Here is a 19,106-nt window from a genome sequence, read left to right on the forward strand (position 1 = left end):
GGCCATACGAACCATTCTGTCAGGGCGTGTCAGCGCCTTCTGCCCCGTCGATCTCGGCGGCCGCTCGCATTGCCGACAATGCCGAAGATCAGCGGGATGAGCATCCAGACCGGCCAGAAGTAGATGAAGTGGCCGCTGGACAGACTGGTGATAGCCCAGATAACTACGCACACCGCGACCACGCCGGCGTAGCCCTTGACCCAGGTGGCGCCGCCGCGACCCGGATCGGCCGACTCGGCCACCGGGGCCGAGGTCGCCGGCTGGATCCGGCTCCGCGCCGGCGGGACGGTGCCGGGCAGGTCGGCGGTCAGGCCGTCGAGGTCGGCGTACGTCTTGGCCGCGAACGCCCGCTGCAGGCGTTCGTCGTACTCGTGCAGATCGAGCCGGCCGTCATCCAATGCTTGCTTGAGCCGCGCCGCCGTCGCCTCACGATCGCCGTCGCCGGCCCGCATCTCCGCCCGATCCATACCCGCCAGCATGCGCCAGGCGCTGCCGATCGGCCAGGGCTAGACGGTGGCGGGCTGGCGCCCGGTCACGAGCTCGCCGAGGCGGGCGCGGCCGCCGTCGACAGCGGTGGTCACCCAGACGCCGTCGTCGCACAGGGCCATCGTGTGCTCGACGTGCGCGGCCATCGAGCGGTCGCGGGTCACCACGGTCCAGCCGTCGGCCAGCTCGGCCGTACGCGGTGAACCCATCGTGATCATCGGCTCGATGGCGAGGGCCATGCCGACCACCAGCTGCGGGCCCTTGCCCGGCTTGCCGTGGTTGAGCACGTGCGGGTCCATGTGCATCTCGGTGCCGATGCCGTGGCCGCCGTAGCCGTCGACGATGCCGTACCGACCGGCCTTTCTGACCGTCTTTTCCACATTGAAGGAGATGTCGGTCAGCCGGCCCCGGCCGTTGGCCACCCCGCGCGCGGCGGCGGCGATGCCGGCCCACATCGCGTCCTCGGCCACCTCGGCCATCTTGAGCAGCTTGGGGTCGGTCTCGCCGACGCCCACGGTGATGGCCGAGTCGCCGTGCCAGCCGTGCAGGATCGCGCCGCAGTCCAGCGACAGCAGGTCACCCTCGCGCAGCACCTGCTGGGCGGACGGGATGCCGTGCACCACCTGCTCGTTGACCGACGCGCAGATCGAGGCCGGGAAGCCCTGGTAGCCCTTGAACGACGGGATCGCCCCGGCGTCACGGATCACCTGCTCGGCGATGGCGTCGAGGTCGGCCGTGGACACGCCCGGTGCCACCGCCTCGCGCATCGCGTCCAGCGCGGCGGCGACCACCAGGCCGGCGCCGCGCATCAGCTCGATCTGCTCGGGCGTCTTCAGCTGGATGTCCAGCTGCTGGCGGGGCATTGCTCAGCCTCCGTACGAACGCAGCGCCTCGATGGCGCGCACCGTGACATCTTCCACCGGCCCGGTGGCGTCGATGCCGACCAGCTTGCCCTGCGCCCCGTAGAAGTCGACCAGCGGCGCGGTCTTGTCGGTGTACTCGACCAGGCGCGCGGCGATCGTGTCGGCCTTGTCGTCGTCCCGCTGGAACAGCTCCGACCCGCACCGGTCGCAGATGTTCTCTTTGCTGGTCGGGTCGAACTCGACGTGCCAGATCTTCCCGCAGCCCCGGCAGGTACGCCGGCCGGACAGCCGCCGGATCACTTCGTCGTCGTCGACCACGAGTTCCATCACCAGGTCGAGCGCGGTGCCCAGGTCGGCCAGGAGTTTGTCCAGGGCCGACGCCTGCGGCACCGTGCGCGGGAACCCGTCGAGCAGGAAGCCGTCGCCCGCGTCGGGCTCGGCCAGGCGGTCGCGGACCATGTTGATGGTCACCTCGTCGGGAACGAGGTGACCCGCGTCCATGTAGCGCTTGGCCTCGACGCCCAGCGGCGTGCCCTGAGAGACGTTGGCCCGGAAGATGTCCCCGGTCGAGATCTTCGGTACGGCGAGATGGGCAGCGATGAACTCAGCCTGGGTCCCCTTGCCGGCCCCCGGAGGGCCCACCAGTACCAGCCGCACCTACATCGCCTCGCTTCGGTGAGAACCGACCGACCACGCGAGAGCCCCCCGGCTCCGCGCCCCCACTACCGGAGGAACCCTTCGTAGTTTCGCTGCATCAGCTGGCTCTCGATCTGCTTCACCGTCTCCAGACCCACACCAACCATGATCAGCACCGCGGTACCGCCGAACGGGAAGTTCTGGTACTGCGACTGATTGAGCCAGATGAAGAAGAAGTTCGGCAGGACCGAGATCAGACCCAGGTACAGGGCGCCCGGGAGCGTGATCCGGCTGAGGATGAAGTCCAGGTAGTCGGCGGTCGGCTTACCCGGGCGGATACCCGGAACGAATCCACCGTACTTCTTCATGTTCTCCGCGACCTCGGTCGGGTTGAACGTGATCGACACGTAGAAGTACGTGAAGAAGATGATCATGAGGAAGTAGACGGCGATGTACAGGTAGCTCGTCGGGTCGGCCAGCCAGTTCTGGATCCACTGCTGGTAGCCCTTGAGGTTGTTCGGGTCGAAGAACTGCAGGTACAGCTGCGGCAGGTAGAGCAGCGACGAAGCGAAGATCACCGGGACCACACCGGCCTGGTTGACCTTGAGCGGGATGTAGGTCGAGGTGCCGCCGTACATCCGGCGGCCGATCATCCGCTTCGCGTACTGCACCGGGATGCGGCGCTGAGCCTGCTCGATGAAGACAACCGCGGTGATGACCAGCAGCACCAGAGCGATCACGAGCCAGAACTTGCCCCAGCCGTTGCTCTCCTTGATCGTCCAGCCCTCACCGGGGAGGCGGGCGGCGATCGAGGTGAAGATCAGGACGGACATGCCGTTGCCGACGCCGCGGTCGGTGATCAGCTCACCGAGCCACATGACCACACCGGTACCGGCGGTCATGGTCAGCACCAGGACGCTCAGCGTCAGCCAGGTCGGAATGCCGGTGTTCTCGGGGATGATCTGGAAGTTCGCCTGGTCCTGAGGGCACTGGTTGGCGAACAACTGACCGGTCCGTGCGAGCGCCACGAAGGCCGAGGACTGCAGGATCGCCAGGCCCAGCGTGAGGTACCGGGTGTACTGGGTGATCTTGGCCTGGCCGGACTGACCCTCCTTGCGGAGCTGCTCCAGACGCGGGATGACCACGGTCAGCAGCTGCAGGATGATCGATGCGGTGATGTACGGCATGATGCCGAGCGCGAAGATCGACAGCTGGAGCAGCGCGCCACCCGAGAAGAGGTTGAGCAGCGTGAGCACGCCGCCGGCCTCGCCCGACTGGTTCAGCGTGTCGATGCAGTTCCGTACGTTGGTGTACGAGACGCCCGGGCTGGGCAACGTGGCACCGAGCCGGTAGACCGCGATGATCGCTACTGTGAACAGCAGTTTCTTGCGCAGGTCAGGCGTACGGAACGCACTGGAAAAGGCGGAGAGCAACTTCTTCCTCCTGCGCGGATCACCGCCGGGGTGGCGGACGGGGTGGGAGCTTCGGTCCGGACGACCGATGTTGTCAGCTGGGATCGGACTCTAACAGTCGTGCACGCCTGCGGTCAGTCACGGTGGCCTCATCGGCCCCGAGGTGCATCAGACGTCACAAAGGGGATGCTGCCCGGGCGTCCCTTTCGGGCCCCGGGCGAGCACCCCCACAAGCCTCACAGCTCGGTGGTGGACCCGCCGGCGGCTGCGATCTTCTCCTTGGCCGACTCGCTGAAGGCGTGCGCCTTCACGGTCAGCTTGACGCCGTTCAGGTCGCCGGAGCCGAGCACCTTGACCGGCTGGTTCTTGCGAACCGCACCGGCGTCGACGAGCTCGGCCGGGCCGATCTCGCCGCCGTTGGGGAACAGCTCGGCCAGCCGGTCCAGGTTCACGACCTGGAACACGACCTTGTTCAGGGGCTTGTTCTTGAGCCCCTTCATCTTCGGCAGGCGCATGTGGATGGGCATCTGCCCACCCTCGAACGCCGCCGGAGTGTTCTTGCGGGCGCCGGTGCCCTTGGTGCCGCGACCGGCGGTCTTGCCCTTGGAACCCTCACCACGACCCACTCGGGTCTTGGCCGTCTTCGCGCCGGGAGCCGGGCGCAGGTGGTGGACCTTGATCGGCATTACTCGACCTCCTCAACGCTCACCAGGTGGCTCACGGCGAAGATCATGCCCCGAATCTCGGGACGGTCCTCCTTGACCACCACATCGTTGATCCGCTTCAGGCCGAGCGACCGCAGGGAGTCCCGCTGGTTCTGCTTGCGCCCGATCGCGGACCGGGTCTGGGTGACCTTCAAGCGAGCCATCAGTGCACCGCCGCTTCCGCACGCGCCGCCAGCATGGCGGCCGGGGCGACGTCCTCGACCGGCAGACCACGGCGAGCCGCGACCTTCTCCGGCGACTCCAGGCCCTTCAGCGCGGCCACAGTCGCGTGCACGATGTTGATCGGGTTCGACGACCCCAGGCTCTTGCTGAGGATGTCGTGGATACCCGCGCACTCCAGCACGGCACGCACCGGACCACCGGCGATGACGCCGGTACCGGCGGAGGCCGGCTTGAGGAGCACGACACCCGCGGCGGCCTCGCCGGTGATCGGGTGCGGGATCGTCGCACCGATCCGGGGCACCTTGAAGAAGTGCTTCTTGGCCTCCTCGACACCCTTGGCGATGGCCGCGGGCACCTCCTTGGCCTTGCCGTATCCGATCCCGACGGTGCCGTCGCCGTCACCGACGATCACCAGGGCGGTGAAGCTGAAGCGACGACCACCCTTCACGACCTTCGCGACACGGTTGATCGCGACGACCCGCTCGAGGTGCGGAGTCTTCTCGACGGGCGCGTTGCCGCGACCGCCCTCGCGGCGGTTGTCCCGGCGGCCGCCACCTTCGTTGTTGCCGCCGGACCCGCCGCCACGGCGCTGCTGACCAGGCATTGGTATTCCTTCCTAGAACTCGAGTCCGGCTTCGCGGGCGGCGTCCGCCAGAGCGGCGATGCGCCCGGCGTACTTGTTGCCGCCGCGGTCGAAGACGACCTTGGACAGTCCGGCGGCCTTGGCCCGCTCACCGAGGAGCGTGCCGACCTTGGCGGCCAGGGCGCTCTTGTCGCCCTCGGTGCCCCGCAGGGAGGCGTCGAGGGTCGAGGCCGAGGCCAGCGTGTGGCCCTGCAGGTCGTCGATGATCTGCGCGGTGATGTGCCGCGAGGACCGGGTGACGACCAGGCGAGGGCGCTCGGCGGTGCCGCGGACGTTCTTGCGGACCCGGAAGTGCCGGCGCGCCTTCCCGACGACCCGCTTCGCGGCGGGTCCGCCACCGTTGCGGCGCTTGAGGAGCGTGGCGGTCACTTCTTACCTGCCTTTCCAGCCTTACGACGGATGACCTCGCCCTGGTACTTGACGCCCTTGCCCTTGTAAGGCTCCGGCGGGCGGATCTTCCGGATGTTGGCGGCGACCTCGCCGACCAGTTGCTTGTCGATGCCGGCGACCGTGAACTGGGTCGGCCGCTCCACCGAGAAGGTGATGCCGGCCGGCGCCGCCACCGGGACCGGGTGCGAGAAGCCCAGGGCGAACTCGAGGTCCTTGCCCTTGGCGGTCACGCGGTAACCGGTGCCGTTGATCTCCAGCGTCTTCTTGTAGCCCTCGGTGACGCCGACGATCATGTTGGCGACCAGGGTACGCGACAGGCCGTGCAGCTCCTTGGCCCGGCGCTCGTCGTTCGGGCGGTTGACGTGCAGCTCGCTGCCGTCCTTCTCGACCGTGATCGGCTCGGCCACGGTGTGCGAGAGCTCGCCCTTGGGGCCCTTGACCTTGACGGTCTGGCCCGTGATGGTGACGTCGACGCCGGCCGGGACCGGGATCGACTTACGTCCGATTCGCGACATGTCAGAGTTCTCCCGTTACCAGACGTAGGCGAGGACTTCCCCGCCAACGCTCCGCTTGCGGGCCTGCCGGTCGGTCAGCAGTCCCTGGGACGTCGAGATGATCGCGACGCCCAGGCCACCGAGCACCCGGGGGAGCTCGTCGGACTTCGCGTACACCCGCAGGCCGGGCTTCGACACGCGCTTGATGCCGGCGAGGCTGCGCTCGCGGTTCTGGCCGTACTTCAGCTCAACGACCAGACGCTTGCCGACAGCGCCTTCCTCGGGGTCCTCAGCCGTCCAGGCGGCGATGTAGCCCTCGGCCTTGAGGACCTCGGCGATGTGCGCCTTGATCTTCGAGAAGGGCATGGTCACCTTGTCGTGGTACGCCTGGTTAGCGTTACGCAGACGCGTGAGCATGTCTGCGATCGGGTCCGTCATCGTCATGGGTATTCGTCAACCTTTCTCGCCGGGGTTCCCCGGTTGGGACAGGGCCTACGGCGAAGCGGTATTGCTGTTGGTTACCAGGAAGCCTTCGACACGCCCGGGAGCTCGCCGCGGTGCGCCATCTCGCGGATGCACACACGGCAGAGACCGAACTTGCGGTACACCGAGTGCGGCCGGCCGCAACGCTGGCAGCGGGTGTACGCGCGCACAGCGAACTTGGGCTTCGCGGCAGCCTTCAGGATCAGGGCCTTCTTCGCCATGCTCAGTTCTCCTTGAACGGGAAGCCCAGGAGCTTGAGCAGCGCCCGGCCCTCGTCGTCGGTCGTGGCCGTCGTCACCACGGTGATGTCCATGCCGCGGGTCCGGTCGATCTTGTCCTGGTCGATCTCGTGGAACACCGACTGCTCGGTCAGACCGAAGGTGTAGTTGCCGTGACCGTCGAGCTTGCGCCCGTCCAGGCCGCGGAAGTCGCGGATACGGGGCAGCGCGATGGACAGCAGGCGGTCCAGGAACTCCCACATCCGGTCGTTGCGCAGGGTCACCTTGGCGCCGATGGGCATGCCCTCGCGGAGCTTGAACTGCGCGATGGACTTGGTCGCCCGGCGGATCAGCGGCTTCTGGCCGGTGATCGTGGTCAGGTCGCGGACCGCGCCGTCGATCAGCTTCGCGTCCCGGGCAGCCTCGCCGACACCCATGTTGACCACGACCTTGACCAGGCCGGGGATCTGCATCGGGTTGCCGTACTGGAACTGCTCCTGCATCGCGGAGATGACCTCGGAGCGGTACTTCTGCTTGAGCCGGGGCAGGGTCTTGGTCTCGGTGGCTGCGGTCATCACAGGTCCTTACCGTTGCTACGCGCGATGCGGACCTTCTGGCCGTTGTCGTCGATGCGGTAACCGACCCGGGTCGGCTTGCCGTCCGAGTCCACGATCTGCACGTTCGAGATGTGGATCGCGGCTTCCTGCGTGACGATGCCGCCGGTCTTGGCGCCGCGCTGCGTCGTGCGGATGCGCTCGTGCTTCTTGATGCGGTTCACGCCCTCGACGAGGACCTTGTCACGCGTCGGGTAGGCCGCGATGACCTTGCCCTTGGCGCCCTTGTCCTTGCCGGCGATGACGACGACCGTGTCGCCCTTTTTGATCTTCACGGTCACAGCACCTCCGGCGCCAGGCTGATGATCTTCATGAACCGCTTGTCGCGCAGCTCGCGGCCGACCGGCCCGAAGATACGCGTGCCGCGGGGGTCCCCGCCGTCCTTGATGATCACGGCGGCGTTCTCGTCGAAGCGGATGTACGAGCCGTCCGGACGACGCTTCTCCTTGGCGGTGCGGACGATGACCGCCTTGACGACGTCACCCTTCTTCACACCGGCGCCCGGGATGGCGTCCTTGACCGTGGCCACGATCACATCGCCGATGCTCGCGTAGCGGCGACCGGAGCCACCGAGCACCCGAATGCACAGGATCTCCCGGGCACCCGTGTTGTCAGCGACGCGGAGTCGCGACTCCTGCTGAATCACGTCTGTCTCCTATGTCTGCCAGTTCTCCGCCGCCGGAGCGGCGGAGCTTGGCGGAACGATGGTTCGCCGGGCCGGAACGAGCCGGCCCGGCGTACTCACTTGGCCTTTTCGAGGATCTCCACGACCCGCCACCGCTTGGTGGCGGACAGCGGACGGGTCTCCATCATCAGAACCCGGTCGCCGATGCCGCACGCGTTCTGCTCGTCGTGCACCTTCAGCTTGCGGGTCCGCCGGAGCACCTTGCCGTAGAGGGCGTGCTTGACGCGGTCCTCGACCTCGACGACGACGGTCTTGTCCATCTTGTCGCTGACGACGAGACCCTCGCGCACCTTGCGCCGGGCCCGCGTGGCGTCAGTGGTGGTGTTGTCACTCATGCGGTCACCTCATCCGGCGCGGCCGAGAGACCCAGCTCCCGCTCACGCATGATCGTGTAGATCCGGGCGATGTCCTTGCGGACCACCTGGAGCCGGCGGTGGTTGTCCAGCTGGCCGGTAGCGCCCTGCACGCGGAGGTTGAACAGCTCCGCCTTGGCCTCCCGCAGCTTCGCGATCAAATCCTCGTCGGAGAGGTCGCGCAGCTCGGCTGCCTTAACGCCCGCTGCCATCAGCCCTCCACTCCTTCACGCGTCACGATGCGGCACTTCATCGGCAGCTTGTGGATCGCGCGGCGCATCGCCTCGCGCGCCACCGTCTCGTTCGGGAACGACATCTCGAACAGGATCCGGCCGGGCTTGATGTTGGCCACCCACCACTCGGGCGAGCCCTTACCGGAACCCATCCGGGTCTCGGCGGGCTTCTTGGTCAGCGCCTGGTCCGGGAAGATCGAGATCCACACCTTGCCGCCACGCTTGATGTGGCGGGTCATGGCGATACGAGCCGACTCGATCTGCCGGTTGGTCACGTAGGCCGGCTCCAGCGCCTGGATACCGAACTCGCCGAAGACCACCCGGTTGCCGCCCTTGGACGCGCCGTGGCGGTCCGGGTGGTGCGGCTTACGGAAGCCCTTCGGGGGCTTGCGCGGCATCAGCATGTGTCAGCCCTCCTTCGGCTGCGGGTCGGCGGTGGCCGGCGCCGCGGCGGTGGCCGCGTCGGAAGCCGGCTCACCGGACGGGGCGTCGCCACCCCGCGCCTGGGCCGCGGCACGGCCGGCCTCGGTGCCGCCCGCGGTCGTGCCGGACGAACCGGAACGGCCACGACGGGCGGGACGCTCGGCACGGTCCCGGCGCGGACGGGCGGGCGCCTCCTGCACGGCCTCGCGACCGGCGACGGCGTCACCCTTGTAGATCCACACCTTGACGCCGATCCGGCCGAACGTGGTACGGGCCTCGAAGAAGCCGTACTCGATGTTGGCGCGCAGCGTGTGCAGCGGGACGCGACCCTCGCGGTAGAACTCCGTGCGGCTCATCTCCGCGCCGCCGAGACGGCCGGAGACCTGCACCCGGATGCCCTTGCAGATCGGGTTCTTCATGGCCGACTGCATGGCCTTGCGCATCGCGCGACGGAAGCTGACCCGGCTGGACAGCTGCTCGGCCACCGCCTGGGCGACCAGCTGCGCGTCCGACTCGGGGTACTTGACCTCGAGGATGTTCAGCTGGACCTGCTTGCCGGTCAGCTTCTCGAGCTCGCCGCGGATGCGGTCGGCCTCCGCGCCCTTACGGCCAATGACGATGCCCGGCCGGGCGGTGTGGATGTCGACGCGGACCCGGTCACGGGTGCGCTCGATGTCCACCTTGGAGATACCGGCGCGCTCCAGGCCCTTGGACATCATCCGGCGGATCTTGACGTCCTCGCCGATGTAGTCCTTGTAGAGCTTGTCCGCGAACCAGCGGCTCTTCCAGTCGGTGGAGATGCCGAGGCGGAACCCGGTGGGGTGAACTTTCTGACCCATTACTCGGCGTCCTCCGTGGTCTCGGCCGGCTTCGGCTCGGCGGCCGCAGTGGCCTTTTTGGCCGGTGCGGCCTTCTTGGCCGGACGGCTCACCTGGACCGCCTCGACCGCGATGGTGATGTGGCAGGTGCGCTTGCGGATCCGGTACGCGCGACCCTGCGCCCGCGGCCGGAACCGCTTGAGCGTCGGGCCCTCGTCAACGAACGCCTCGCTGACCAGGAGTGCGTCCGGGTCGAGCCGCTCGTTGTTCTCCGCGTTCGCGATCGCGCTGGCCAGCACCTTGTAGACCTGCTCGCTGGCCGCCTGCGGTGCGAACTGCAGGACGGTGAGAGCCTCCTTCGCGGGCAGACCGCGGACGAGGTTGACCACCCGGCGTGCCTTGTTCGGCGAGAGGCGCACGTGCCGCGCAACCGCCCGCGCGCCCGGAAGCACCGGAGCGTCGCCCTTGACTGGCATCGCTGTAGCTCCTAAATCCTCTTAATCCGTGTGTCTGTTACCGGCGACGGCTCTTGCGGTCGTCCTTCTCGTGACCCTTGAACGTGCGGGTCAGAGCGAACTCGCCGAGCTTGTGGCCGACCATGGCCTCGGTGATGAACACCGGGACGTGCTTGCGCCCGTCGTGCACGGCGATCGTGTGCCCGAGCATGTCGGGGATGATCGTCGAGCGCCGCGACCAGGTCTTGATGACGTTCTTCGAGTTCTTATCGTTCTGGACTTCCACCTTCTTGAGCAGGTGGTCGTCGACGAACGGGCCCTTCTTCAGGCTGCGAGGCATCTTTTAACTCCCGTTACCCGCGCTTGCGGGTGGCGTAGCGGCGGCGAACGATCAGCTTGTCGCTCTCCTGGCCCTTGCGGCGGGTACGGCCCTCCGGCTTACCGGCCGGGTTGACCGGGTGGCGACCGCCGGAGGTCTTACCCTCACCACCACCGTGCGGGTGGTCGATCGGGTTCATGGCGACACCACGGACGGTCGGGCGCTTGCCCTTCCACCGCATGCGGCCGGCCTTGCCCCAGTTGATGTTCGACTGGTCGGCGTTGCCGATCTCGCCGACGGTGGCGCGACAGCGCACGTCGACGCGACGGATCTCACCGGAGGGCATACGCAGCGTGGCGTACGCGCCCTCGCGACCGAGCAGCTGGATGCCGACGCCGGCCGAACGGGCCAGCTTGGCGCCACCGCCGGGACGAAGCTCCACGTTGTGGACCGTCGTACCGACCGGGATGTTGCGCAGCGGCAGGCTGTTACCGGGCTTGATGTCGCTGCCCGGGCCCGCCTCGACGCGGTCGCCCTGCTTCAGGTCCTTCGGCGCGATGATGTAGCGCTTCTCGCCGTCGGCGTAGTGCAGGAGCGCGATGCGCGCGGTCCGGTTGGGGTCGTACTCGATGTGCGCGACCTTGGCCGGCACGCCGTCCTTGTCGTTCCGGCGGAAGTCGATCAGCCGGTACTGACGCTTGTGGCCACCGCCCTGGTGCCGCGTGGTGATGCGGCCGTGGACGTTGCGGCCACCCTTCTTGGGCAGCGGGACGACCAGAGATTTCTCCGGCGTGGACCGGGTGATCTCGGCGAAGTCCGAGACGCTCGAACCGCGACGGCCCGGCGTGGTCGGCTTGTACTTACGGATAGGCATGAGTCATAACCCCTTAGCTGACCGGTCCGCCGAAGGCGTCGATCCGGTCGCCTTCCGCCAGCTTGACCATCGCGCGCTTGGTGGCCTTGCGCTGCCCGAAGCCGGTCCGGGTGCGCTTGCGCTTGCCCTCGCGGTTGGCGGTGTTCACGGTCAGTACGCGGACGTCGAAGATCTGCTGGATCGCGATCTTGATCTGCGTCTTGTTGGCGTCCGGGTGGACCAGGAACGTGTACCAGTTCTGGTCGAGAACGCTGTAGCTCTTCTCGGAGATCACGGGCGCGACGATGATGTCCCGCGGGTCGGCGATCGTGCTCACTTGTCTCCCTCCCCGGAGGTCTCGGTCCGGTCGAGGAACTCGTCGAGGCCGGCCTTGGTGAAGACGACCTCGTCGGCGACCAGCACGTCGTACGTGTTGAGCTGACCCGCCTCGAGCAGGTGAACGCCGGCGTCGTTACGCAGCGAGTACCACGCCACGTGGTCCTCGCTGTGCAGCACGACCAGCACCTTGGTGCTCTCGGTGGCCTTGCGCAGCACCGCCAGCGCCGCCTTGGTGGACGGGGTGTCGCCGTCGATGAACGACTCGACCACGTGCACCCGGCCGTCACGGGCCCGGTCAGAGAGGGCGCCACGCAGGGCGGCGGCCTTCATCTTCTTGGGGGTCCGCTGGCTGTAGTCGCGCGGCACGGGACCGTGCACGACGCCACCGCCGGTGAACTGCGGCGCGCGGATCGAGCCCTGGCGGGCGCGACCGGTGCCCTTCTGCTTGTACGGCTTCTTGCCGCCGCCGGCCACCTCGCCGCGGGTCTTGGCCTTCGCGGTGCCCTGCCGGGCCGCCGCGAGCTGGGCCACCACGACCTGGTGCATCAGCGGAATGTTGGCCTGCGCGTCGAAGATGCGGTCGGGCAGCTCGACCGAGCCGGCCTTCTCGCCCTTCGCGTTGATCACGTCGACCGAGCTCACTTGGCACCGCCCTTCTTGGCGGCGCTGCGGACCAGGATCAGCGCGCCCTTGGGGCCGGGAACGGCGCCCTTGACGAGGATGATGTTGTTCTCGGTGTCGACCGCCTGCACCGTGAGGTTCTGCACGGTGAAGCGGCGGCTGCCCATCCGGCCGGCCATCCGTACGCCCTTGAACACGCGACCGGGGGTCGCGCAGGCGCCGATGGAGCCCGGCGAGCGGTGCTTGCGCTCGACGCCGTGGCTGGCCTTGAGGCCGTGGAAGCCGTGCCGCTTCATGACGCCGGCGTAGCCCTTGCCCTTGGTCTTACCGGTGACGTCGATCGGCGAACCGACCGGGAACGTCTCGACGGTGACCTCTTGGCCGAGCTCGTACTCACCGGCGTCGGTGGTACGCAGCTCGACGACGTGGCGCCGGGGCGACACGTCGGCCTTGGCGAAGTGGCCGCTCTTGGGCTTGCTCACCTTGCGCGGGTCGATGGCGCCGTACGCCAGCTGGACCGCGGAGTAGCCGTCGGTCTCGGGGGTGCGGACCTGGGTCACGACGCACGGGCCGGCCTGCACCACAGTCACCGGGACGACCTTGTTGTTGTCCCAGACCTGGGTCATGCCGAGCTTGGCGCCCAGGATGCCCTTAACTTGCCTGTCCATTAGTCGCAGATCCCTACAGCTTGATCTCGATGTCGACGCCAGCCGGCAGGTCGAGACGCATGAGCGAGTCGACCGTCTTCGGAGTCGGGTCGATGATGTCGATCAGACGCTTGTGCGTACGCATCTCGAAGTGCTCGCGCGAGTCCTTGTACTTGTGCGGCGAACGGATCACGCAGAAACGGTTGATCTCCGTGGGCAGCGGCACCGGGCCCGCAACCTGCGCCCCGGTACGCGTCACCGTCTCGACGATCTTCCGTGCCGAGGAGTCGACGACCTCGTGGTCATAGGCCTTGAGCCGGATGCGGATCTTCTGTCCCGCCATGATGGCTTCTGTTTCCTTCTCTCGATGCCGCTACGTGCGCGAAGGCCAACCTTCGCCTGTTTGTCCGACCCCCGCGGTCGGGCGTGTCGCGCTCACTGACGTAATGCAGCGCACGACCCAACCCTCTGTACCGGGAAGTCGGGGCGCCGGCGGCCATTCAAAACACACCGGACACCCGGCGAGGGTGGTCAGCCACAATCGCGGCTGACCACCCCGCTCGGACGCAACCTGACTAGTATGCCGTATCTATCGCGGCAACGCTAATCGGGGGTCGCGATCAGACGTTGATCTTCGTGACCGTTCCGGCGCCGACGGTGCGGCCACCCTCGCGGATCGCGAACTTCAGGCCCTGGTCCATGGCGATCGGCTGGATCAGCTTGACCGACATGGTGGTGGAGTCGCCGGGCATGACCATCTCGGTGCCCTCGGGCAGCGTGACGACGCCGGTGACGTCCGTGGTGCGGAAGTAGAACTGCGGGCGGTAGTTCTGGAAGAACGGGGTGTGCCGGCCGCCCTCTTCCTTCGAGAGGATGTAGACCTGGCCCTCGAACTCCGTGTGCGGGGTGCTCGTGCCGGGCTTGACCACGACCATGCCGCGCTCGACGTCCTCGCGCTTGATGCCGCGGAGCAGCAGACCGACGTTCTCACCCGCGCGGGCCTCGTCGAGCAGCTTGCGGAACATCTCGATGCCGGTGCAGACGGTCTTCGTCGACTTCTCGCGGATGCCGACGATCTCGACCTCCTCGTTCGGCTTGAGGATGCCGCGCTCCGCGCGACCGGTGACGACCGTGCCACGACCGGTGATCGTGAAGACGTCCTCGATCGGCATCAGGAACGGCTTGTCGGTGTCGCGCTCGGGCTGCGGAATCGCGGAGTCGACCGCGTTCATCAGCTCCATGAGCTTGCCGCTCCACTCCTTGTCACCCTCGAGCGCCTTCAGGGCGGAGACGCGCACGACCGGCACGTCGTCACCCGGGAACTCGTAGGTGCTGAGCAGCTCGCGAACCTCGAGCTCGACGAGCTCCAGGAGCTCCTCGTCCTCGACCATGTCGCTCTTGTTCAGGGCGACGACGATGTACGGAACACCGACCTGGCGGGCCAGGAGCACGTGCTCCTTGGTCTGCGGCATCGGGCCGTCGGTCGCGGCGACCACCAGGATCGCGCCGTCCATCTGGGCGGCACCGGTGATCATGTTCTTGATGTAGTCGGCGTGGCCGGGGCAGTCCACGTGCGCGTAGTGCCGCGCCGCGGTCTGGTACTCGACGTGCGCGATCGAGATCGTGATGCCGCGGGCCTTCTCCTCCGGCGCCTTGTCGATCTCGTCGAACGGGGTGTACGGGTTCAGGTCCGGGTACTCATCGTGCAGGACCTTCGTGATGGCCGCAGTCAGCGTCGTCTTACCGTGGTCGATGTGACCAATGGTGCCGATGTTGACGTGCGGCTTAGTCCGCTCGAACTTCGCCTTCGCCACTGGTGTCCTCCTGTGGACTTGGTTTTCTAATCGCCCGGCACGCCCGATAAGGCGATGGGGACTCTGTCGACTGCTTGTGCACGTGCGGCCCACGACGGGCCGCACGTGCCTCACCGATCAGGCTCCGGTGGCCTTCGCGATGATCTCCTTCGCCACGTTGGCCGGAACCTCGGCGTAGGAGTCGAACTGCATGCTGTAGCTCGCCCGGCCCTGAGTCTTCGACCGCAGGTCGCCGACGTAGCCGAACATCTCCGACAGCGGCACGGAAGCCTTGACGACGCGGGCGCCGGAGCGCTCCTCCATCGACTGGATCAGGCCGCGGCGGGAGTTGAGGTCGCCGATGACGTCGCCCATGTTGTCCTCGGGCGTGGTCACCTCGACAGCCATCATCGGCTCGAGCAACGCGGGGTCGGCCTTGCGGGCCGCCTCCTTCATCACCATCGAGCCGGCGATCTTGAACGCCATCTCGGACGAGTCGACCTCGTGGTACTGGCCGTCCAGCAGGGTCAGCTTGACGCCGACCAGCGGGTAGCCGGCGAGCACGCCGTACTGCAGCGCGTCCTGGGCGCCCGCGTCCACCGAAGGGATGAACTCCTTGGGGATGCGGCCACCGGTGACGGCGTTGACGAACTCGTACGTGGGGCCGTCGGCCTCGAGCGGCAACGGCTCGACCTTGACGATGACCTTCGCGTACTGGCCGGAACCACCGGTCTGCTTCTTGTGGACGAAGTCCAGCTTCTCGACCGTGCCCCGGATCGTCTCGCGGTAGGCCACCTGCGGCTTGCCGATGTTGGCCTCGACGTTGAACTCGCGCCGCATGCGGTCGACGAGGATGTCGAGGTGCAGCTCGCCCATGCCGGCGATGACGGTCTGACCGGTCTCCTCGTCGTTCCAGACGCGGAAGGTCGGGTCCTCCTCGGCCAGCCGCTGGATCGCGACGCCGAGTTTTTCCTGGTCGGACTTGGTCTTCGGCTCGATGGCGACCTGGATGACCGGCTCCGGGAACGTCATCGATTCCAGGATGACCGGGTTCTGCGGGTCGCAGAGCGTATCGCCGGTGGTGGTCTGCTTCAGACCCTGCACCGCGATGATGTCGCCGGCCTGCGCCGACGAACGCTCCTCACGCTTGTTCGCGTGCATCTGGTAGATCTTGCCGATCCGCTCCTTGCGGTCCTTGGTGGAGTTGACCACCTGGGACCCGGTCTCCACCGTTCCGGAATACACCCGGAAGTAGGTGAGCTTGCCGAGGTGCTTGTCGGTCTGGATCTTGAAGGCCAGGCCGGAGAACGGCTCCGAGTTTGACGGCTTGCGCAGCAGCGGCGTCTCGCCGTCGGTCGCGGTGCCCTCGATGGCCGGGATGTCCAGCGGCGACGGCAGGAAGTCCACGACGGCGTCGAGCATGGGCTGAACGCCCTTGTTCTTGAACGCCGAACCGCAGAGCACCGGGTTCGCCTTGCTGGCGATCGTCGACCGCCGGATGGCGGCCTTGATCTCGTCCACCGAGAGCTCCTCGCCCTCGAGGTACTTCTCCATGACCGCGTCGTCGACGTCGGCCAAGGTCTCGATCAGCTTCTCGCGCCACTCGTTCGCGGAGTCGACCAGGTCGGCCGGGATCTCCTCGATCGCGTAGTCCTCACCCTTCTGGGTCTCACCACGCCAGGTGAGCGCGCGCATACCGATCAGGTCGACGACGCCGATGTGGTCGCCCTCGAGCCCGATCGGGATCTGCAGCACGAGCGGGGTCGCGTTCAGCCGGTCGATCATCATCTGCACGCAGCGGAAGAAGTCCGCTCCGGTGCGGTCGAGCTTGTTGACGAAGCACATCCGCGGGACGTTGTACTTGTCCGCCTGCCGCCAGACGTTCTCGGTCTGCGGCTCCACGCCGGCCACACCGTCGTACACGGCGACGGCACCGTCCAGAACACGCAGCGACCGCTCCACCTCGACCGTGAAGTCGACGTGACCCGGCGTGTCGATGATCTGGATCGTGTGACCCTTCCACTCGCACTTGGTGGCGGCGGAAGTGATCGTGATACCGCGTTCCTGCTCCTGCTCCATCCAGTCCATGACGGCCGCGCCCTCGTGGACCTCACCGATCTTGTACGTGATGCCGGTGTAGAACAGGATGCGCTCGGTCGTCGTGGTCTTACCAGCGTCGATGTGCGCCATGATGCCGATGTTGCGTACGTTGGCGAGCGCGTCTGCGGCGGCCACTTCAATCCCTCTTCGTCTTCGTCGTCGTCAGCTAGGTGAGAATTTTTCAGGACGGTGGAGACCAAGCGCGAAGCTGGCAGCGACCGTCGGGGTCATGGCTGGTCCTGAAAAACTCTCATTACCAGCGGTAATGCGCGAAGGCCTTGTTGGACTCCGCCATCTTGTGAGTGTCCTCGCGACGCTTGACCGCGGCGCCGAGGCCGTTGCTCGCGTCCAGCAGCTCGTTCTGCAGACGCTCGATCATGGTCTTCTCGCGGCGGGCCTTGGAGTACTGAACCAGCCAGCGCAGCCCCAGCGTGGTCTGCCGCGGGGTGCGGACCTCGACCGGCACCTGGTAGGTCGCGCCACCGACACGGCGGCTGCGGACCTCGAGGGTCGGCTTGACGTTGTCCATCGCGCGCTTGAGCGTCACCACGGGGTCGGTGCTGTTCTTCTCACGGCAACCCTCGAGGGCGCCGTAGACGATGCGCTCGGCGAGCTGACGCTTGCCGCCGACCAGGATCTTGTTCACCAGCTGGGTGACCAACGGCGAGTTGTAGACCGGGTCGGCTACCACCGGGTGGCGCGGCGCGGGGCCCTTACGCGGCATGTCAGCTCTTCTCCTTCTTGGCGCCGTAACGGCTGCGGGCCTGCTTGCGGTTGCGGACACCCTGGGTGTCCAGCGAACCACGAACGATCTTGTAGCGGACGCCCGGGAGGTCCTTCACACGGCCGCCACGCACGAGCACGATCGAGTGCTCCTGCAGGTTGTGGCCGACGCCCGGGATGTACGCGGTCACCTCGATCTGGCTGCTGAGCTTCACACGAGCGACCTTGCGCAGCGCAGAGTTGGGCTTCTTGGGGGTGGTTGTGTAGACGCGCGTGCACACGCCGCGCCGCTGAGGGCTTCCCTTCAGCGCCGGCGTCTTGGTCTTGCTCGTCTTCGCCTGACGGCCCTTTCGGACCAGCTGCTGGATCGTGGGCACCGGGTTTCTCCGCTCCCTTCGGCCGCTTCCTGCTGCGGCCGCACCGTCTTCGTATGCCTTGTGTGTCGTACGACCCGGGGGGATCGTCCGGCACCCGCGGTCGGGCGTGTCGTCCGGCTCACGGTCCCGCCGCGCGTCGCTGAACGCACGCCGAGTTTTGTATCTGTCATCGGGCTCCTGCCCGAGTCATGCTGCTGCCCTGGTCTTGCCTACGACTCTGGGCGCACGCACGACTTGCCCGGGCAAGCCCAGGCACAAGGAGGAAGATTACCCACCACATGCTCAGCGGTCAAAACGAACCCCGCCAGCCATGATGGATATCTCCGCAGGGTCAAGTGTACCGGGTGTCCCGAATCCGCAAGGCAGCACCGTCAGGACACTTGCACCAGGAGGGAGAACCCCAGCGCGAGCACGGCTATTCCCACGCCCGTTCCGCCACAGGCCAGACCGGCCATGGCCTGCCCCCAGCCGACGAAACGCAGCTTGCCCTCGCGCCCTGACCTGCGGATCTGTCGCATGGCGGTGTATCCGACGGCCATCGCCCCGCCGCCCAGGAGCACCGCCAGAACGGTGAACGCGCCGGCCACCCAGCCACCCCAGCCCGCCGAGGAACCGGCCGAGCCGAAGCACAGGACGAGCAACGAGACCAGGATCGAACCGATGCCGGCGATCATCGAACCGGTGGCCAGCCCGGAGACGACCGGCCGGACCTGAATCTGGACCAGGCCGTACTCAGTGCCGGGGACGGGATCGACCCGGGCCGGCTGCCAGCGCCCGTCCTCCGGAGGGGGCGGCGGGGCCTGCGGAGCCGGGTAACCCGAGTACGTCATGCCTCAAGCTTGTCACTCGAAGGTGAAAACGTGCAGCCCGGTCAGTGCGGCCGGTGCGATCAGTCGGTATTGGTGTCGAAGTCCTGACCGCCCGGGGTGGCCAGGTGCAGAAGGCCGGCGATGCCGGCCACGACCAGGGCCGCCAGGGCCAGCACGATGCCCGCCCAGGCCAGCTTCCGGCCGTGGCGGACCCATTTGTTGCCGGTCAGGTAACCGGCCGAGGCGAACTGCTCGCGATGCGTCTGACGGGCCAGCACGAGGGCGATCGTGGCCGGGATCACCCCGCCGATCATCGCGCCGGTGAGCAACGCGGCCAGACCGAGCGCGAAGACGGCCCGGGCCTTCGTGGACGACGCCGGCTCCGGGTCCAAGGGGTGCCGGGTGGGCGCGGCGGCAGGCATACTCACGTAC

General features: G+C 67.3%; 31 protein-coding genes. All 31 read right to left on the reverse strand.

The window, feature by feature from the left end; translation table 11 throughout:
• Positions 1-29: 29 nt before the first annotated feature.
• Positions 30-467 (reverse strand): DUF1707 domain-containing protein, encoded by a 438-nt coding sequence (locus tag ACGFIO_RS25300; protein WP_392829176.1) that lies wholly within the window; start codon positions 465-467, stop codon positions 30-32.
• Between the two features lie 39 nt (positions 468-506).
• The gene (gene map / locus ACGFIO_RS25305; RefSeq protein WP_392829178.1) at positions 507-1,349 is read right to left on the reverse strand and encodes a type I methionyl aminopeptidase; all 843 of its coding nucleotides are present in this window, start codon (positions 1,347-1,349) and stop codon (positions 507-509) included.
• Between the two features lie 3 nt (positions 1,350-1,352).
• Positions 1,353-2,006 carry an adenylate kinase gene (locus tag ACGFIO_RS25310; RefSeq protein ID WP_392829180.1) on the reverse strand — a complete coding sequence of 218 codons (654 nt, stop codon included), beginning with the start codon at positions 2,004-2,006 and terminating at the stop codon, positions 1,353-1,355.
• 65 nt (positions 2,007-2,071) lie between these two features.
• On the reverse strand, positions 2,072-3,418 hold the full coding sequence (gene secY, locus ACGFIO_RS25315) for a preprotein translocase subunit SecY (RefSeq protein ID WP_392829182.1): 1,347 nt from the start codon (positions 3,416-3,418) through the stop codon (positions 2,072-2,074).
• A 215-nt stretch (positions 3,419-3,633) separates the two neighbouring features.
• A complete protein-coding gene (rplO, locus tag ACGFIO_RS25320; RefSeq protein ID WP_392829183.1) occupies positions 3,634-4,083 on the reverse strand; it encodes a 50S ribosomal protein L15 in 450 nt (149 codons plus the stop codon).
• On the reverse strand, positions 4,083-4,265 hold the full coding sequence (gene rpmD / locus ACGFIO_RS25325; protein WP_392829185.1) for a 50S ribosomal protein L30: 183 nt from the start codon (positions 4,263-4,265) through the stop codon (positions 4,083-4,085). The genes rplO and rpmD overlap by 1 nt, the downstream gene beginning before the upstream one ends.
• Positions 4,265-4,888, reverse strand: coding sequence for a 30S ribosomal protein S5 (gene rpsE, locus ACGFIO_RS25330; protein WP_392829187.1), 624 nt, complete (start codon positions 4,886-4,888; stop codon positions 4,265-4,267). The genes rpmD and rpsE overlap by 1 nt, the downstream gene beginning before the upstream one ends.
• A gap of 12 nt (positions 4,889-4,900) precedes the next feature.
• A complete protein-coding gene (gene rplR, locus ACGFIO_RS25335) occupies positions 4,901-5,296 on the reverse strand; it encodes a 50S ribosomal protein L18 (protein WP_392829188.1) in 396 nt (131 codons plus the stop codon).
• Positions 5,293-5,832: a 50S ribosomal protein L6 gene (gene rplF, locus ACGFIO_RS25340; protein ID WP_392829190.1), complete on the reverse strand. Its 540-nt coding sequence runs from the start codon at positions 5,830-5,832 to the stop codon at positions 5,293-5,295. Before rplF ends, rplR begins: the two co-directional genes overlap by 4 nt.
• Before the next feature lie 15 nt (positions 5,833-5,847).
• Complete coding sequence (gene rpsH, locus ACGFIO_RS25345; protein ID WP_392829192.1) at positions 5,848-6,255, reverse strand: 30S ribosomal protein S8; 408 nt, start codon at positions 6,253-6,255, stop codon at positions 5,848-5,850.
• A 74-nt stretch (positions 6,256-6,329) separates the two neighbouring features.
• The gene (locus ACGFIO_RS25350; RefSeq protein WP_106130632.1) at positions 6,330-6,515 is read right to left on the reverse strand and encodes a type Z 30S ribosomal protein S14; all 186 of its coding nucleotides are present in this window, start codon (positions 6,513-6,515) and stop codon (positions 6,330-6,332) included.
• 2 nt (positions 6,516-6,517) lie between these two features.
• The gene (gene rplE / locus ACGFIO_RS25355; protein WP_392829195.1) at positions 6,518-7,087 is read right to left on the reverse strand and encodes a 50S ribosomal protein L5; all 570 of its coding nucleotides are present in this window, start codon (positions 7,085-7,087) and stop codon (positions 6,518-6,520) included.
• Complete coding sequence (rplX, locus tag ACGFIO_RS25360) at positions 7,087-7,407, reverse strand: 50S ribosomal protein L24 (protein WP_392829197.1); 321 nt, start codon at positions 7,405-7,407, stop codon at positions 7,087-7,089. Before rplX ends, rplE begins: the two co-directional genes overlap by 1 nt.
• A complete protein-coding gene (gene rplN, locus ACGFIO_RS25365) occupies positions 7,404-7,772 on the reverse strand; it encodes a 50S ribosomal protein L14 (RefSeq protein WP_015619002.1) in 369 nt (122 codons plus the stop codon). The genes rplX and rplN overlap by 4 nt, the downstream gene beginning before the upstream one ends.
• Before the next feature lie 95 nt (positions 7,773-7,867).
• The gene (gene rpsQ / locus ACGFIO_RS25370; protein ID WP_392829199.1) at positions 7,868-8,146 is read right to left on the reverse strand and encodes a 30S ribosomal protein S17; all 279 of its coding nucleotides are present in this window, start codon (positions 8,144-8,146) and stop codon (positions 7,868-7,870) included.
• The gene (rpmC, locus tag ACGFIO_RS25375) at positions 8,143-8,376 is read right to left on the reverse strand and encodes a 50S ribosomal protein L29 (protein ID WP_392829201.1); all 234 of its coding nucleotides are present in this window, start codon (positions 8,374-8,376) and stop codon (positions 8,143-8,145) included. The genes rpsQ and rpmC overlap by 4 nt, the downstream gene beginning before the upstream one ends.
• Complete coding sequence (gene rplP / locus ACGFIO_RS25380; RefSeq protein WP_392829202.1) at positions 8,376-8,801, reverse strand: 50S ribosomal protein L16; 426 nt, start codon at positions 8,799-8,801, stop codon at positions 8,376-8,378. The genes rpmC and rplP overlap by 1 nt, the downstream gene beginning before the upstream one ends.
• A 3-nt stretch (positions 8,802-8,804) precedes the next feature.
• The gene (rpsC, locus tag ACGFIO_RS25385; RefSeq protein ID WP_392829204.1) at positions 8,805-9,659 is read right to left on the reverse strand and encodes a 30S ribosomal protein S3; all 855 of its coding nucleotides are present in this window, start codon (positions 9,657-9,659) and stop codon (positions 8,805-8,807) included.
• Positions 9,659-10,114 carry a 50S ribosomal protein L22 gene (gene rplV / locus ACGFIO_RS25390; RefSeq protein WP_392829206.1) on the reverse strand — a complete coding sequence of 152 codons (456 nt, stop codon included), beginning with the start codon at positions 10,112-10,114 and terminating at the stop codon, positions 9,659-9,661. Before rplV ends, rpsC begins: the two co-directional genes overlap by 1 nt.
• A gap of 37 nt (positions 10,115-10,151) precedes the next feature.
• On the reverse strand, positions 10,152-10,433 hold the full coding sequence (rpsS, locus tag ACGFIO_RS25395; protein WP_392829208.1) for a 30S ribosomal protein S19: 282 nt from the start codon (positions 10,431-10,433) through the stop codon (positions 10,152-10,154).
• Positions 10,434-10,446: 13 nt separating this feature from the next.
• Positions 10,447-11,286, reverse strand: a complete 840-nt coding sequence (gene rplB / locus ACGFIO_RS25400; RefSeq protein WP_392829210.1) for a 50S ribosomal protein L2 — start codon at positions 11,284-11,286, stop codon at positions 10,447-10,449.
• 13 nt (positions 11,287-11,299) lie between these two features.
• Positions 11,300-11,602 carry a 50S ribosomal protein L23 gene (rplW, locus tag ACGFIO_RS25405; RefSeq protein ID WP_392829212.1) on the reverse strand — a complete coding sequence of 101 codons (303 nt, stop codon included), beginning with the start codon at positions 11,600-11,602 and terminating at the stop codon, positions 11,300-11,302.
• Positions 11,599-12,246: a 50S ribosomal protein L4 gene (gene rplD, locus ACGFIO_RS25410; RefSeq protein ID WP_392829214.1), complete on the reverse strand. Its 648-nt coding sequence runs from the start codon at positions 12,244-12,246 to the stop codon at positions 11,599-11,601. The genes rplW and rplD overlap by 4 nt, the downstream gene beginning before the upstream one ends.
• Entirely contained in the window at positions 12,243-12,893 is a 651-nt protein-coding gene (rplC, locus tag ACGFIO_RS25415; RefSeq protein ID WP_392829216.1) for a 50S ribosomal protein L3, read from the reverse strand. Before rplC ends, rplD begins: the two co-directional genes overlap by 4 nt.
• A gap of 13 nt (positions 12,894-12,906) precedes the next feature.
• Positions 12,907-13,215, reverse strand: a complete 309-nt coding sequence (gene rpsJ / locus ACGFIO_RS25420) for a 30S ribosomal protein S10 (protein WP_007073037.1) — start codon at positions 13,213-13,215, stop codon at positions 12,907-12,909.
• A gap of 277 nt (positions 13,216-13,492) precedes the next feature.
• The gene (gene tuf, locus ACGFIO_RS25425; protein ID WP_392829218.1) at positions 13,493-14,686 is read right to left on the reverse strand and encodes an elongation factor Tu; all 1,194 of its coding nucleotides are present in this window, start codon (positions 14,684-14,686) and stop codon (positions 13,493-13,495) included.
• A gap of 117 nt (positions 14,687-14,803) precedes the next feature.
• Complete coding sequence (fusA, locus tag ACGFIO_RS25430) at positions 14,804-16,900, reverse strand: elongation factor G (protein ID WP_392829219.1); 2,097 nt, start codon at positions 16,898-16,900, stop codon at positions 14,804-14,806.
• A gap of 118 nt (positions 16,901-17,018) precedes the next feature.
• On the reverse strand, positions 17,019-17,489 hold the full coding sequence (gene rpsG, locus ACGFIO_RS25435) for a 30S ribosomal protein S7 (RefSeq protein WP_392829221.1): 471 nt from the start codon (positions 17,487-17,489) through the stop codon (positions 17,019-17,021).
• 1 nt (position 17,490) lies between these two features.
• Positions 17,491-17,865, reverse strand: coding sequence for a 30S ribosomal protein S12 (rpsL, locus tag ACGFIO_RS25440; RefSeq protein WP_014440718.1), 375 nt, complete (start codon positions 17,863-17,865; stop codon positions 17,491-17,493).
• Positions 17,866-18,236: 371 nt separating this feature from the next.
• Complete coding sequence (locus tag ACGFIO_RS25445) at positions 18,237-18,695, reverse strand: hypothetical protein (protein WP_392829223.1); 459 nt, start codon at positions 18,693-18,695, stop codon at positions 18,237-18,239.
• A 59-nt stretch (positions 18,696-18,754) separates the two neighbouring features.
• Entirely contained in the window at positions 18,755-19,096 is a 342-nt protein-coding gene (locus tag ACGFIO_RS25450; RefSeq protein ID WP_392829551.1) for a hypothetical protein, read from the reverse strand.
• Positions 19,097-19,106 lie beyond the last annotated feature (10 nt).

Origin of the sequence: Actinoplanes sp. NPDC049265 (assembly GCF_043197135.1) — a bacterium.
Taxonomy (GTDB): Bacteria; Actinomycetota; Actinomycetes; order Mycobacteriales; family Micromonosporaceae; genus Actinoplanes.

Coding starts and splice junctions, on each gene's coding strand:
- ACGFIO_RS25300 (WP_392829176.1), bottom strand. CDS start 467: ATGGATCGGGCGGAGATGCGGGCCGGCGACGGCGATCGTGAGGCGACG.
- map (WP_392829178.1), bottom strand. CDS start 1,349: ATGCCCCGCCAGCAGCTGGACATCCAGCTGAAGACGCCCGAGCAGATC.
- rplO (WP_392829183.1), bottom strand. CDS start 4,083: ATGCCGATCAAGGTCCACCACCTGCGCCCGGCTCCCGGCGCGAAGACG.
- rpmD (WP_392829185.1), bottom strand. CDS start 4,265: ATGGCTCGCTTGAAGGTCACCCAGACCCGGTCCGCGATCGGGCGCAAG.
- rpsE (WP_392829187.1), bottom strand. CDS start 4,888: ATGCCTGGTCAGCAGCGCCGTGGCGGCGGGTCCGGCGGCAACAACGAA.
- rplF (WP_392829190.1), bottom strand. CDS start 5,832: ATGTCGCGAATCGGACGTAAGTCGATCCCGGTCCCGGCCGGCGTCGAC.
- rpsH (WP_392829192.1), bottom strand. CDS start 6,255: ATGACGATGACGGACCCGATCGCAGACATGCTCACGCGTCTGCGTAAC.
- ACGFIO_RS25350 (WP_106130632.1), bottom strand. CDS start 6,515: ATGGCGAAGAAGGCCCTGATCCTGAAGGCTGCCGCGAAGCCCAAGTTC.
- rplE (WP_392829195.1), bottom strand. CDS start 7,087: ATGACCGCAGCCACCGAGACCAAGACCCTGCCCCGGCTCAAGCAGAAG.
- rpsQ (WP_392829199.1), bottom strand. CDS start 8,146: ATGAGTGACAACACCACCACTGACGCCACGCGGGCCCGGCGCAAGGTG.
- rpmC (WP_392829201.1), bottom strand. CDS start 8,376: ATGGCAGCGGGCGTTAAGGCAGCCGAGCTGCGCGACCTCTCCGACGAG.
- rplP (WP_392829202.1), bottom strand. CDS start 8,801: ATGCTGATGCCGCGCAAGCCCCCGAAGGGCTTCCGTAAGCCGCACCAC.
- rpsC (WP_392829204.1), bottom strand. CDS start 9,659: ATGGGTCAGAAAGTTCACCCCACCGGGTTCCGCCTCGGCATCTCCACC.
- rplV (WP_392829206.1), bottom strand. CDS start 10,114: ATGCCAGTCAAGGGCGACGCTCCGGTGCTTCCGGGCGCGCGGGCGGTT.
- rpsS (WP_392829208.1), bottom strand. CDS start 10,433: ATGCCTCGCAGCCTGAAGAAGGGCCCGTTCGTCGACGACCACCTGCTC.
- rplB (WP_392829210.1), bottom strand. CDS start 11,286: ATGCCTATCCGTAAGTACAAGCCGACCACGCCGGGCCGTCGCGGTTCG.
- rplC (WP_392829216.1), bottom strand. CDS start 12,893: ATGGACAGGCAAGTTAAGGGCATCCTGGGCGCCAAGCTCGGCATGACC.
- rpsJ (WP_007073037.1), bottom strand. CDS start 13,215: ATGGCGGGACAGAAGATCCGCATCCGGCTCAAGGCCTATGACCACGAG.
- rpsG (WP_392829221.1), bottom strand. CDS start 17,489: ATGCCGCGTAAGGGCCCCGCGCCGCGCCACCCGGTGGTAGCCGACCCG.
- ACGFIO_RS25445 (WP_392829223.1), bottom strand. CDS start 18,695: ATGACGTACTCGGGTTACCCGGCTCCGCAGGCCCCGCCGCCCCCTCCG.
- ACGFIO_RS25450 (WP_392829551.1), bottom strand. CDS start 19,096: ATGCCTGCCGCCGCGCCCACCCGGCACCCCTTGGACCCGGAGCCGGCG.